General features: G+C 44.2%; 14 protein-coding genes. 10 read left to right on the plus strand and 4 right to left on the minus strand.

Translation table 11 applies throughout. The features are described 5' to 3' along the window. Positions 1-81 precede the first annotated feature (81 nt). The 10 genes from L2W36_RS10175 (at position 82) to L2W36_RS10220 (ending at position 10,976) form a co-directional block, all read left to right on the plus strand. Complete coding sequence (locus tag L2W36_RS10175) at positions 82-1,893, plus strand: trans-sulfuration enzyme family protein (RefSeq protein ID WP_236109967.1); 1,812 nt, start codon at positions 82-84, stop codon at positions 1,891-1,893. Positions 1,894-2,209: 316 nt separating this feature from the next. Continuing rightward, positions 2,210-2,875, plus strand: coding sequence for a helix-turn-helix transcriptional regulator (locus L2W36_RS10180; RefSeq protein ID WP_031493443.1), 666 nt, complete (start codon positions 2,210-2,212; stop codon positions 2,873-2,875). A 22-nt stretch (positions 2,876-2,897) separates the two neighbouring features. After that, positions 2,898-3,281, plus strand: coding sequence for a RidA family protein (locus tag L2W36_RS10185; protein ID WP_063604804.1), 384 nt, complete (start codon positions 2,898-2,900; stop codon positions 3,279-3,281). Positions 3,282-3,306: 25 nt separating this feature from the next. Next, on the plus strand, positions 3,307-4,719 hold the full coding sequence (locus L2W36_RS10190; RefSeq protein ID WP_031493523.1) for a cation:dicarboxylate symporter family transporter: 1,413 nt from the start codon (positions 3,307-3,309) through the stop codon (positions 4,717-4,719). A 65-nt stretch (positions 4,720-4,784) separates the two neighbouring features. Beyond that, positions 4,785-6,107, plus strand: a complete 1,323-nt coding sequence (locus tag L2W36_RS10195) for a CoA-disulfide reductase (RefSeq protein WP_031493524.1) — start codon at positions 4,785-4,787, stop codon at positions 6,105-6,107. A 179-nt stretch (positions 6,108-6,286) separates the two neighbouring features. Next, on the plus strand, positions 6,287-8,080 hold the full coding sequence (locus tag L2W36_RS10200) for a choice-of-anchor I family protein (protein ID WP_236109968.1): 1,794 nt from the start codon (positions 6,287-6,289) through the stop codon (positions 8,078-8,080). A gap of 142 nt (positions 8,081-8,222) precedes the next feature. Beyond that, on the plus strand, positions 8,223-8,825 hold the full coding sequence (locus L2W36_RS10205; RefSeq protein ID WP_062463464.1) for a 2OG-Fe(II) oxygenase: 603 nt from the start codon (positions 8,223-8,225) through the stop codon (positions 8,823-8,825). Between the two features lie 216 nt (positions 8,826-9,041). Then, positions 9,042-9,746, plus strand: coding sequence for a Crp/Fnr family transcriptional regulator (locus tag L2W36_RS10210; protein WP_236109969.1), 705 nt, complete (start codon positions 9,042-9,044; stop codon positions 9,744-9,746). 101 nt (positions 9,747-9,847) lie between these two features. Further along, a complete protein-coding gene (locus L2W36_RS10215; protein WP_151899240.1) occupies positions 9,848-10,195 on the plus strand; it encodes a hypothetical protein in 348 nt (115 codons plus the stop codon). A gap of 37 nt (positions 10,196-10,232) precedes the next feature. After that, positions 10,233-10,976: a hypothetical protein gene (locus L2W36_RS10220; RefSeq protein WP_236109970.1), complete on the plus strand. Its 744-nt coding sequence runs from the start codon at positions 10,233-10,235 to the stop codon at positions 10,974-10,976. A gap of 154 nt (positions 10,977-11,130) precedes the next feature. Here the strand turns inward: L2W36_RS10220 and napH are convergent, their stop codons facing one another. The 4 genes from napH to L2W36_RS10240 form a co-directional block, all read right to left on the minus strand. After that, positions 11,131-11,982, minus strand: a complete 852-nt coding sequence (gene napH / locus L2W36_RS10225; protein WP_171390564.1) for a quinol dehydrogenase ferredoxin subunit NapH — start codon at positions 11,980-11,982, stop codon at positions 11,131-11,133. 2 nt (positions 11,983-11,984) lie between these two features. After that, positions 11,985-12,758, minus strand: a complete 774-nt coding sequence (gene napG, locus L2W36_RS10230) for a ferredoxin-type protein NapG (RefSeq protein ID WP_006070094.1) — start codon at positions 12,756-12,758, stop codon at positions 11,985-11,987. Between the two features lie 243 nt (positions 12,759-13,001). Next, complete coding sequence (locus L2W36_RS10235; RefSeq protein ID WP_081411526.1) at positions 13,002-13,454, minus strand: bactofilin family protein; 453 nt, start codon at positions 13,452-13,454, stop codon at positions 13,002-13,004. After that, complete coding sequence (locus L2W36_RS10240) at positions 13,358-14,311, minus strand: M23 family metallopeptidase (protein ID WP_006070096.1); 954 nt, start codon at positions 14,309-14,311, stop codon at positions 13,358-13,360. The genes L2W36_RS10235 and L2W36_RS10240 overlap by 97 nt, the downstream gene beginning before the upstream one ends. Positions 14,312-14,319: the final 8 nt, after the last annotated feature.

Raw genomic sequence — 14,319 nt, forward strand, 5'->3', positions numbered from 1 at the left:
TTGGTAAGTTACTTCTTAAATCGCAATCTTTAACATTTTTATAACACTAAAGTTATAAGAGGTACAATAAAGGATGGAACTATGAATACCTCAACTCAACTTAGCCCGCTGCGTAAAACAACCAAACACGAACAAGCAGAAGCTCTTGCCATTGAGCAAGCAAAACACTTTGGCATCGACCCAAATAGTGAATACGGCACCACGCTGGTTGAACTAGCGACCACACTATACAAAGCCAACACGAAAACACACGATCTTTGGGCATTGACCGTTGATGGACTTTCAGAGCTCGACAAAAGTGACCGAATCGCCTGGTTTAACGCCAAGCGATTTTTGTCATTTCAGATCGCGAAGATCCTCGACAACCTGCAAAACCCCATGCGCACTACTTACCAATCCATTGCCACCAATAATGGTCATTTTGCCTCTAAGGGTGCCTACCCTATCTTCGACAATGTTGCCGCTATATTCTCAGCCAGTCCTGTGATTACGCGTACCGCAACATATTTGTTTGCGTGTACCGAATGGATTGAAGATGCATTCAACGGTAAAGAGCCGCTTCACGATATTTACTCTCGACTGCTCAACCCAACATCAATCTCACTGGCTAACCACATGGTTGACCTAGAGGCAGGCTCAAGAGCTAATGAGTACCTTGCATGGAACTTTAACTCTGGCATGGCGGCAATTGATGGGTTGTTGAGCCACTTACTTGGGCATGAAGATATTGTGCTGGCATCACGCAACATCTACGGTGGGTCTTATCAGCTATTAGAAGATTGGTTTGGAAAACCCTCAAACTTGAATGTAGCGGTCGAATGGGTCGATGGTTACTCCGGAGATGAGTTTGCGGCTCGTCTTGATGAGATTGCCGATAAATACGCCGACCGCCTTGCCGCTGGTAAGAAAATATACGTTTATCTAGAATCACCTTGTAATCCACATGGATACGTCTTAGATGTTGCTAGCATCAGTAAAGCGGCTCATCTTCGTGGTTGGGACATTATCGTTGACTCAACGGTTGGTACCCCGCTCCTGCACCCAGTACTAAAACGCGATGACGTGATGGAACGACCTGATTTCGTAGTTCATTCCTACACCAAAGAGCTAGCTGGTTCAGGGACCACAACCGCTGGGGTCGTCATCGGCCGTAACGAAGCCATGTTTGTACCAAAAGGAGAAGAAGTCACCTTCACCAAACCTAACGGCGATGAGGTCATCATTCCATGGAACGAAACGCTCTTTTGGAATGTGTATTACATTAAAGGTGCATTCTTAGACGCCGACAAAGCATTTGAAGTACTCAATGGTATGAAAACTTACGAAATGCGTGTGGTGCAGAAAACCATCAATACTCTCACCTTGGCGAAGATCTTCGATGCTCACCCAGACATCAACGTGTCATGCCCGGCTCTGCCTGACAGTGATAACTACGAACACTGCCAGAACAACATGCACTTGGGCTTGCCTGCGGCTCTGTTTACCATCGATATGGAAGGCAATGGCAATCGTGCACCAATCAATCGTGCTGGGTTCAAACAGTTCTTTGACATGCTTGAGCCAGCTATCGGTATGCAGGTAAGTCTGGGACAAACCAACACCGTTGCGCTTTGCCCTGCCTTAACGACCCACTCCGAACTTAGCGACGAAGCGCTAAATGAAGCTGGTATCAAGCCAACCACAATGCGGATCTCCATCGGTTTGGAAGATCCTCGAATGTTTGTCGCTCATATTATCGAGGCAGCCAAATTGTCCATCGATCGTAAACATGTCGACTTCTCATCCAGCTTCCCTTGCGCTGACAGTATCGATGAGATCTACATGCAAACCTATATGGATGTGCACCAGAGGTTTGCTAAGAGTTTGCCGAGGTTTAGTGAGCTTAGTCAGTAAATGATAGCCATCCTGCCCAATTAAACTTGGGCAGGACGCACATTTCAATTTTCAAAATTGAGCCTAGTCAATAAACCTGCATTTAGTATTTCATTAAATTTAAAATAGTAAACTTTGAGCTAGTTTAAGATTTTAAAATCAAAGACCTCACCAATCGTGATCCTGTTCATATTTCGAACGAATATCTTGTTAAATATCGGTTAAATAAACACTTATTCACGTCTTTTTTAGGTTTACATAAGTTTACCTTACAGTTGCTCAACTACCTCAAAAGGAGTAGATTTGAGTCATAAAGTTAAAAAATGTAAACCTAAGTATGAATGTTAAACAAGTACCTTTTAGCGAAGAAGACAGAGCGGCATTAGCCAATTATTTTAGAGTTGCTGACACTATTGCTGACCTAATTGGTCCTCATTGTGAAGTCGTGATTCACTCTTTTGAAAGCTTAGAAAACTCTGTTGTTAAAATCGTTAATGGTCACCATACAGGCCGAAAAATAGGTTCACCGGTTACCGATTTAGGTTTACGAATGTGGCGTGCTTTTGAAAAAACAGGAGAAGTCTCTCCTAAGAGTTATTTTACCAATGCCGCGGATGGTTCGTTATTAAAGTCAACAACCTGTGTTTTGGCTGGCCCAAATAACAAAGCCATAGGGATGCTTTGCATCAACATGAATTTATCGTTTCCTTTCCCTGAGATCATCAAAACACTGATGCCTCAATGCTCAACATCACAGACGTTAGTCCACGAGAACTTTAGCAATAATGCCAATGATGTCATCGCTCAAGCGCTCACTGCGGCCATCGCTGAAGTTGACCAAAACAGCGCGATTACCACAAAAGGTCGAAACAAGGCCATTACGCGCTGTTTGTTTGACAACGGCATCTTTGAACTAAAGGAAACAACCACACAAGTATCTGAGCAACTTGGAATCAGTCGACAAGCGGTTTACAAGTTCATCCGAGAATTTAAATCTGAATAAAATCAATAATTAGGAGTTTACAGTGAAACAAATTATCGCCACAGAAAAAGCACCAGCAGCAATCGGTCCTTATTCACAAGGCACCATTTACGGCGACGTAGTTTATACCTCTGGTCAATTACCCCTTGTACCAGAAACAATGCAATTTGTAGAAGGTGGAATCAAAGAACAAGCTAAGCAATCTCTAGAAAACCTTAAAGCTGTTTTAGAAGAAAGTGGAGCAGGATTAGACACTGTGATTAAAACAACGTGCTTCCTCTCAGATATGGAAAACTTCGCCGCATTCAACGAAGTGTATACCGAAGTATTTGGGACAGAAAATGCACCAGCTCGCTCATGTGTTGAAGCAGCAAGATTACCAAAAGATGCCTTGGTTGAAATCGAAGCCATTGCTCATAAGAAATAACCATGGGGAACAATAGGAGTATCTCATGAGTCTTACATTTATAGCGTTATGCGTCTTGTTTTTGGGATTTTACGCCGTCCTAGCAAACTTTAAAAAGCAAAAGAAAAGCTTTAACTTCCGAGTACTAAGTGCGTTAGTCGCGGGCCTACTGTTTGGTGGTGCGATTCAACTGGTCTTAGGTTTTGGTAACGAAGCAACAACAGGCTTCGCCGAATTCATTTCTATCTTCGGCAAAGGCTACATCAAGCTTCTACAAATGATTGTTATCCCACTCGTCTTCGTCGCGATGATCTCTTCGATCATGAACGTAGATGGAAGTGGTGCACTGTCTAAAATTGCGCCGAAAATTATTGGTATCCTCATTTTCACGGTAGCAATTTCTGCAGTCGTCGGCATCGCGAGTATCTATATCTTCGGCATTGATGCAAACGCTCTAGTAAGCACTATTGGTACTAACAGTGCTATCGAAGCTCGTGGCGACAGATTGATTGCAACTCAAGATGCCATGGCAAGCAGCGGTCTTTCTGGCCTAGTGTTGTCTATCATTCCTGCAAACATCTTTGACATGCTAACTGGCTCGCAAAGAACATCAACGCTATCGACTGTTCTGTTTGGTATGTTCTTAGGCTACAGCATTCTGCAAGTGAAAAAGCGTAAACCAGAGAAAGTACAGAGCTTTGTTGATTTCATCAATGCAGCGAAAGAAGTGGTACTGTCCATGGTTCGTGAAATCTTGAAGCTAACGCCATACGGTGTATTTGCTCTGATGACAACGTTCATGATGACTAACGACCTATTCGCACTGGCTGAAATGGGCCGCTTCCTAGTAGCAAGCTATGTTGCTATCGCAGTGATGTTTGTTATCCACTTTGTCATGGTGTCAATGTTTGGCCTGTCTCCAGCGAAGTTTGCTAAGAAATCATGGCCTGTTCTTGTGTTTGGTTTTGGCTCGCGTTCAAGTATGGCGGCCATCCCTCTAAACGTGGAAACTCAAACACAGCGCCTAGGTGTTGATGAAGAAACCGCTAATATGTCAGCGACATTTGGTACCAGTATCGGTCAAAACGGTTGTGCCGGTATCTACCCAGCAATGCTTGCGATTATGGCTGCACAAGTCATGGGTATGCCTGTTGACCTAAGTTTCATAATCCAACTTGTCGCGGTAATTGCAATTGCCTCTTTTGGCATCGCGGGTGTTGGTGGCGGTGCAACCTTTGCAGCGGTTGCTGTATTGACTATCATGGGCTTAGACATCACCGTTGTTGCTATCTTGGTATCGATTGAAGCACTGATCGACATGGCGCGTACTGCACTGAACATCTCTGGTTCGATGTTGTCCGGTGTGGTTACTGCGAAGAAAAACGGCACACTCGACTTAGAACAATACAACGCAGAAGGCGCAGCAACGCCAACAAAAGAAAGCGAAGCAATTGTTTAACGTCTTATATTAATAATACGAGCACCCTCTGGGTGCTCTTTTCAGTCTTATTTTAGGTAATAGTTATGAAAGTTGTAGTGGTTGGCGGTAACGCTGCTGGAATGAGTTTTGCGGCAAAATACAAGCGCAATCAACCAAGTGACGATGTCATTGTTATTGAAAAACGTGATTACATCTCTTTTGGTGGTTGTGGTCTTCCTTATTTCGCAGGTGGCTTTTTTGACGACACTGAGCGCATGATCTCACGAACACCAGAACAAGCCATCGCATCGGGTTTGGACGTCCGTCTTAACAGCGAAGTAATCTCCTTAAGCTGCACGGAAAAGCAAATCAGTGTTCGTCATGATGGTACAGATGCGCTTATTGGCTATGACAAACTCATAATTTGTTCCGGCGCTCGTCCAATCGTCCCACCATTTGGTGAATACAACCGCGAGAATGTCTACACCCTAACGAGTCAAGAAGACGGCCTAGCCGTAAAAGAAGCATTTAAAGACACCAGCAAACAGCGAGTTTGTATTATTGGTGCTGGCTTCATTGGCCTAGAAGTATTCGATGCTGCACATATGCTTGACAAAGATGTCACTATCGTTGAACGTGAAAACACTGTCATGAGTCGTCAATTTAGCCCTGAGATGATTGATGTTGTCGAAGCGACCGTGCGTGAATCTGGCGCGACCTTGAAAACAGGTTGTAGCGTCAATACCATTCGCGATGCACAAGATGGTAGTTACATCGTTGCAACTGACAACGGTGATATCGAAGCGGACATTGTTATTCTATCTCTCGGCTTCAAACCAAACACCGAAGCGTTCAATCTACCAAAAGCAGCGAATGGCGCGCTCTTGGTTGACGAGTTTGGTAAAACAAACGATGAGCACATCTATGCGGTCGGTGACTGCGCTGTTGCACATCATATGGCGCTGGGACAGTCAGTGTACGTACCACTAGCCACCACAGCGAACAAACAAGCTCGTATGATGGCAGATCATTTAGCAGGTAAGGACACTTATTTAAACGGCTTCTTAGGCTCATCTTGCTTGAAGGTTCTCGATTACGAACTGGCGTGTACTGGCGTTTCCGAGATGATGGCGAAAGAGCACGGATTGGAAGTTAAGACATCAACCATCCAAGACAAAAACCAGACCGACTATTACCCAGGACAAGAAGACATAAAGATCAAACTGGTGTACGAGCCGACGACCAACATTCTACTTGGTGGTGAGATCATCGGTAAGAAAGGTGCAGTTGGGCGCATCAATGCACTTGCGGTCGCCATTACCGCTAAGATGACGACTCAACAACTAGGTTATCTGGATTTTTGTTACGCCCCACCATTCGCAAGAACATGGGATGCTCTCAACGTAGCAGGTAACGTCGCCAAATAGCCAACATTAAAAAGCGAGGATCTCCTCGCTTTTTTCATTATTCACTGCTGAATCTCATCCTTTAATCTAGCCCACTATCAGCCTGTCCATGTGAACATTCTCGTAGGTTTTTTAGTCCATACACACAAACGTAACAAAATATATTTATCCTCGGCGAGTTAATCATTCAAGGAGGAAATATGAACTCGCTTAGAACCACTTTTGCTTCGGTTATCGTAGCAAGCATCGCACTATCTGGATGTGCATCAAACTCTTCTTCAAAGACAGCTTTCAATGCCGTTGAGACGTTTAATATTCAATGTAAAACATCAGTTGTCCCTGAACCTTCAGAAATGTCAATTTCCGGTCTTACCTTGGTCGGCACATCCATCGCAGATGCCCCGTTTGGTACATCTGCTGCAGAGATTGTCAGTTACGATAGCTGCACCGACAAGCTATATGTGGTCAATGCACAAGCAAAGAAAGTCGATGTACTTTCGCTTGATAAACAAGGTAAGCCAAGTTCGACAGGTCAGATTGATCTAGTATCCGCAGCACAGCAATCCGGCATTAAAATTGGCGCAGCGAATAGTGTATCGGCTCATGAAGGACTGGTCGCTGTCGCTATCGAGAATAGTAATAAGCAAGACAAAGGCATTATTGCCTTGTATCGCTCCGATACCTTAGCGCTCATTACCACCTACCAAGCAGGCTCACTGCCAGACATGGTCAGCTTCTCCAAAGACGGCCGTTACCTTGCTAGTGCAAACGAAGGTGAACCCAACGCAGACTACTCTGTCGACCCAGAAGGATCTGTCACTTTGGTCGACCTAAACAATGGACCTCAAAAAGCATTAGTGACTCAGATTGACTTTCGCGAGTTTAATCAGGGCCAATCTCGTCACTCAGAACTTAGTTCTAAAGTTCGCATCTCTCATCCTAACGCGACTGTTGCTCAAGACTTAGAGCCGGAATATTTAACGTTTGATGAGAAAGGCTCGCTCTATGTAGCCCTTCAAGAAAACAATGCGATGGCGACTATTGATGTTGCTTCAGCGAGTGTTAAAAGTATCGTTGGCTTGGGAGGCAAATCTTGGCAAACAACGAAACTTGATGCCTCTAATAAAGACAACATTGTGGGCAATTTGAAGAGCTACCCAATGTTAGAAGGCCTGTATATGCCCGACAGCATAGCTAGCTATAGCATAAATGGCGAAACTTATGTTGTGACCGCGAATGAAGGTGATGGCCGTGAGTATGGTTTCAACACCACACAACAACAATGTGATAAACAAGGTTTCAAGTGGGACGGTGACGAACAGCAAAATGCTGAGGACTACGCTAACAAGCAAGACTTCTGTATCGCTTACGTTGATGAGGTTCGTGGCAAGAAGCTCAAAGTGGATCCGAATCATCCTCTGGCAGTCGCTCTAAAAGACAACGCACAATTAGCACGCCTTAAAGTGATCAAGCCAAACCAAACATTGGCAGCAGATGAAAAAGTGCAAGCCTTTGGCGCTCGCTCCTTCTCTATCTGGAATGAAACGGGTGAACGGGTTTATGACAGTGGCGATGAATTTGCCAACATTGTATTCATGAAGGAAGCGAAGTACTTCAATAGCACTAATGATAATAACGGCTCCGCAGATGACCGCAGTGATGATAAAGGTGTCGAGCCAGAGGCCATTGAAGTTGCACATATTAATGGTCGTCACTACGCGTTCATTGGCTTAGAACGTCATGGCGGCATTATGGTCTATGATGTTACAGAACCTGCACAAGCCCTGTTTATCACCTACGTTAATAACCGTGACTTCTCCCAGCCAGTTTGCACTCAAGTAGATGATGGCGATTGCGATAATGACCAATACAACCCAAAGGCAGGCGATCTTGGGCCTGAATCCATCGAGTACTTCACACGTCAGGGCAACCACTTCATTGCCGTCGGTAATGAAGTCAGTGGTACAACATCGGTCTTTAGAATCGATCTTTAATCACGCTTTAGGCTCTGACCGTTTTTGTCAGATCCCAGAGCATAACCGTGTTAATCGTCACGACAAAAAAACAGATTTGATGACAACGGGTTAATTATCTATAAAGCGCCTCCTGTTTCTTATAACCACGGCGGCGCTTATCATGCAAAAGCTCATCGATTCCTTATTCTCTCAAGGCTATTACATTTGGGACGATTTTCTGTCTCCCGATCAAGTTGATGCGCTCAAAGAGTGTCTGCCAGAGAACTGGAAAAAAGCGTGTATTGGTCGCAACGATGAAGTCATGCGTGAAAGCGCAATTCGCAGTGACAAAATCTGCTGGCTATCGAGCGATCTTGGTGAGCCAGTTCAACAATTTCTTAGTAAGATGGAGATCATTCGCCAAGCTGCAAACCAGAATTTTTTCTTGGGCCTATTTGAATATGAAGCGCACTTTGCAAAATATGAAAAGGGTGATTTCTACCAGAAACACCTAGATTGCTTCCGCGGTAACGAGAATCGCCGTTTGACGACAGTGTTCTACATGAACGATGAATGGACAGAGCAAGATGGTGGTGATTTAGTTGTCTACGACTTAGATGACAATGAGCTGACACGAATCAAACCAAAATCAGGCCGATTATTTGTGTTTTTCTCAGAGCAGTTCCCTCACGAAGTACTGCCAACTCACCGCGAGCGTTTTAGCATCGCAGGTTGGTTCAGAACCAATGGTGTAAAAGACAACATATTGGATATAGCTCAGTAGCCATCATCCCCTACAGGGGTGCTATTTCATTAAGCACACCATCGTTGTTTTCGAACACAGTCCACCACTTTTATTAAATTAATTGCGAGAAGTGTCCGCCATCGGATACTTCTTCTCTGCATTCCCCTATACACTCTCCCTCAACGACGGCAAGAAACGCATTCATAATATCCGTAAGCCTCTATAATCTATAAGAAGATATTAAAAGAGGCGGTTATGACAAAGACGATAGCGGTTGAACAATTGAGATGGACGACGTCGTTGTCGCCAGAGTTGTCACAAGAACTGGTTTCTGTGGCTCAGCGAATTTCAATCGAAGACCCTGCGTTGACAAGTCCGAGTCTCATAAATAGAGGCATCAACTTTATAGAACGTGGAACATTAGCGATTTGTATACAAACACCAAATTTAAAAACTGCAAATTGCCTATTAGTGGGTCAAGATGGCTGGTTCGGAAATTATATTGACCCCAATGCCTCGTTGTTGCCTTTTATATTTATTGAAATAGAACCTTGTAGTATTATTCATTTTAGCAACCAACGCTTGCGTCCAATATGTGAAAAGAATGCTGAAATCTACAAATGGTTTTATTCATTAACGTTTGAGTCAAAAGAGAAGTGGCTACAAAGCCAGTTAATATATAGTGCGAATATCACAGAGCGAATTGTTTATCAGCTGATAGATATATTGGCTCATATGAACACCAAAGAATCGATGGTCGAAATTTCAGTGTCACAGCAACAATTAAGTGACATGACAGGTATCGCACGCCAACGGGTAAACGAAGTAATGAAAGAACTAGAAAGAAGTCAGCTTGTTACTTTATATAGAGGCAAGATTCGCATTGATTCGCCACAGAAGCTAGCCGCTTATATGGACGACATTGATCTAAGCATCCGCGATCCGAGACTGTATATTTAGTCATTACCAATTCTATCCAATAATGTGACTACATTTTTGGAATATGCTTAAACAACTTTTATCAGGTTCTTCTGAGGAACAAACACAGCTGTAGGTTATATATGCCGTTTATCTATGCCATTAAAATTCACACTGATACCAAGGATGACGTAAATAAGAAGTTTCGTGCTAACAAACTTGAAGGTGAGGTGATCGTTGACCATTTAGGTCAGGTTTATATCTGCCCTCAGTTAAGTACGACTAAATGGAAATTTTACCCAAAGTCTAGCCAACTTATCGTTAGACAGGATCAACGCTGGAATACTGTGATTGAAGAAACACTGCTGTTTATGGAGGCGCACTATTCCGTTTCTGTAAAAGATAGAAAACCAAGCTGGATTAATATCAGCCAACCTTTTCGATGCCCCAAAATGGCTCTGTATATCAAGAGCCTGGATTTCATCGCCTGAATAAACTTTAACTCCACTTTCAATTAAGAGAAACTCTATGAATGTACTACGCTCGTTGTCATGTTTTGCTTTCCTGTTAACCGCCAGCACGTTGCTTGGATGTGGAGGAAGCAGTCCAACTAATCCAGAAGCTACCCTAGCGCAACCTCAAAGTATGGTTATTCGTACATTTGACTTTATCGCTAGTCCCAGTGAATACACTGAGACTGACGTAGTTGCTATGTCTCTAAAGGGAGAGAAACATGACTTGTTGAAAAACCAGTACTCTCGTCATATCGGTTACTCGAAAACCGTACAATTTCGAGACACAGACGACTTGGTTAACTTGTTAAACATTGAACTTATAAGTCGAAATGAACAGCAGGTGCTAGCTAATACTCAAATTGAACTAGTGGATAAAGCTCGCTATTGGGTTTTTAGTCTAGGTGATACCGACACCGATGACTATCAACTATACGCTCTACACCAACCCAACGTTCAACATGTGGACGGCAAAGTGCCCGTTTTTATCCTAGATCTTGATGTTCACAAGCATATAGGTAAAACCGCGGTTCACATTGGTCAACAATCGCCGCCTATTGATATCTCGTCACACGGTGACTTCAAACAAATAAATATGTCAAAAGATCTTATGAATTTTGACCTCACCGTAAACTACAGCGACACCAAGACCTTGGACTGCACAGTTTGGACTCCAGAAAAAGACTCAGTATGGAACGATAGTGCTTGGGTGGTATTCATCGTAAATGAACGGTGTCACCTTAGACATGTTGACCAATAAGGTAAAAGTATAAGCATGCTTAGCATAGTGTTAGCCACCTATATGGCCTTAGCCCATATTCACAAACACGCCATTGATAGAAAAGTAAAAAGCAGCAAACTTTTAGAATGGAACGTTACAGAGCCTAGACGCGACGTTCCATAACTTATGACTTCTAACTATGGTCTTGCTTTGAACTCGCAGTAAACTCGAGTACTTTTTCAGCACACACATCAATGCAGCGCCCACAGCTAATGCAATCTTGGCTCATAACACGTCTGTCCCCCTGTTTAAGGGGCTGCCTAAGAACATCGGGTTCAGGGCACACGTTATAACAATCCATACATTTAGTGCACGCCTCGCGGTGAGTAGCTTTAATTCTGATAACGCTCTTACGACCGATGACGCCGTAAGTTGCACCCAGTGGGCACAAATGCCCGCACCAACCGTGTTCAACCAAAACGAGATCAAGTAAGAAAACCAATAGAATCAATATCCAGCCAGCACCCATCCCAAATACCAATCCACGATGTAACGATGCCACAGGATCAATCCACGCCCACAACAGTGAACCAGAAACCGCACTACCCAGCAGAATCACCGGAATCAACCAATAGCGAAGTTTTGGAGACCATTTATAACTTGCCTTAAGATTTAGTTTACGTCGCATCCACGCTGCTAAATCGGTGACCATATTGAGAGGGCAAACCCAAGCACAGAACGCACGAGGAGCGATAAGAGCGTAAAACACAACAACAATAGCAACACCAATGAGAGCATTCACTTCTGGCCAGTGCCCTGTGGCCAATGTCTGTATCACGAGGAGTGGATCACTGAGAGGAATCACCCCAAATAACATGCTGGATGATAGGTTGCCTTCAAGAATTCCCCATGTTGGCCCCACCATGAATAGACCTATAATGGCCAGTTGGCATAACCTTCTTAAAATCAAAAAACGATGTGCCTTCCACCAGCCAAGCTCTTTTATCGCGTCTTTACCCGCATCTTTTGCGAGATTCTTAGCCATGGTTATTTCCTCCCGTCATTAATGCGGATGTGCTCACTCGGCGCTATCTCTGGTGTTTCAGGGAAGGTACCATCACGAAGTTCTACCTTTTCTTCCCATCCAAGCTGATAGTGGTCGCCCATATGACCTTTAGCGAGTTCAATAGGCACAACCTTTATGACAGGTACATCGGTAACACATGCCTGCTCACATTTACCGCAGCCTGTACAGTGGTCAGAGTGAACCGTTGGAATAAACTTGGCATGGTAACCAGTGCGCTGGTTGCGAATTGGCTCAAGGGTAATTGCTTTATCGATGACCGGACACACTCGATAACAAACATCGCAGCGCAACCCCTGCCAGTTCAAACACTCTTCATGGTCAATAAGTACCGCGAGCCCCATACGGGAGTCGTCGATATTAGTAAGTGAATGATCAAGCGCACCACTTGGACACGCCACCACACAAGGAATGTCCTCACACATTTCGCAAGGAATATCACGGGCGGTAAAATATGGCGTTCCTGATGCTACAGGAGATAAAAGGGTTGCAAGCTTTAGCGTATCGTACGGACAGGCCTGGACGCATAAACCGCAGCGCAAACACGCTTGGTCAAATTGGTCGCCAGCAAGCGCTCCAGGTGGCCGAATAGGCACTCCTCCACTGGTTTTTGCTTGCCCTTGCTTGGATTGTAACCCTAGTAAAGTCGCCGCAGCGCCAACACCAACAGCGGTTCTCGCTGCGTCACGTAGAAATCTGCGACGGCTTTCAGAAGACTTATTGTTTTGCCTAGACATGCTCAGATCCTTTCACTTTTAGTCAAAGGTATTATTTAATTATACTACTTCCGAGCTCATTCAGATGAGCTGTATTAGGCGAATTGTAACTCTTCTAACTAATGTCCCTACTATACGAAAGGGTTATACTGAGGGTTGATTGATTAATATCAACAATGGATAGCTATCGTTATCACAAATTGAGAAATTAAGGTTGTAGTTCCAGAGGATTGAGGTGCAGCGAGAGAACCGCACCTTTCGCGCTTAAGCGCTCTTTTTAATGTCGTTTTTTGGACCACTTTTCGGGTTGATTGGCAATTTTGTTTCCGTCGTCTCTTTTGATTTTAGACTCACTACTTCATCATCCGGAAACTCTGCCGTTTCGCCAAAGAATTTACCGCCCGGTTCAATACTCAAGTTGTTACTCCAGACTTTACCCTTAACTCGACCATTAGCGAGAATCTGAATATGCTCCGCATGACAATTGCCTTCGACAATACCGTTAACAATTAACTGCTTTGCGAATATTTCACCTTTCACTCGTCCCGACTCAGCAACAACTAATGAGCCTTCGACGTGAACTTGTCCATCGACGATTCCATCGACTTGAATATCACTTTCTAATTTGAGTTTTCCGCTAATAGTACAGCCTTTGGCGATGAGAGTTGCAGCTGCTGAGCGACTCTTTGTTCCACTGTTTTTACTAAAGATTCCCATCGTATTCCTCGTTCCTTTTTAAAGATATCTTCAAACTCATGCACACCCCACTCCACAAAAGGCCTAGGGTTTAACGCTCGCCCAACAAAGCGAACTTCATAATGTAAATGTGGTCCAGATGACAGACCTGTATTGCCCGAAATGGCAATCAAATCCCCTTTACGTACAAACTGCCCATTCTTAACTTTGAAGCTCTTAAGATGTGAGTACGAACTTGAAAATCCGAATGAATGCTGTAGTCGAAGAAAGTTGCCAGAACCTTTACTACTGCGCCTTGTTACCTCAACCACACCGTCTGCAGGGGCGTAGATTGACGTACCTGTATTCACAGCAAAGTCTAACCCTCGGTGCATTTTAACTTTCCCAGTCACAGGATGAGTACGCTTGCCAAATTGAGACGACATTCGATGTTTCCCCACGGGCGAACCGCTCGGGATCTGGGTCAACATCACCATTCGGATATTAGAGTGGATTGCCGCAGCATCCAGACGGGACTCCAACTCAATATCACCGCCTTGGTCAGACACTCCCAGTACTTTCTCTAAATCAGAAAGTCGTTCAGAGACTAACGCTATGCGCTCTTCTCTATCAGATAGGTCGTTCTCTAAGGTTTGTTTCAGGTCCTGCAAATTTGCCAGTTCGTCACCCAATGTTTGCGACTCACTGGCAAGCTCTTTTTGTTTGAGCTCAGCGTAATCCACAACTTGATAAAGGTGTTGAATAAGCAACGCGCCGCCAAACACCACCGCAACACTGACTCCAAGCAAGCTTTTTAAGCTCCGGCGCATCGATTTACTCAACTGCCAGTGCTTGGAGCCGTTAATGGTTGAAACTGAAATCGTTAGTTGGTCTTTCATGTTTGATG

Origin of the sequence: Vibrio sp. McD22-P3 (assembly GCF_021568915.1) — a bacterium.
In the GTDB taxonomy this organism is placed as follows: Bacteria; Pseudomonadota; Gammaproteobacteria; order Enterobacterales; family Vibrionaceae; genus Vibrio; species Vibrio mediterranei.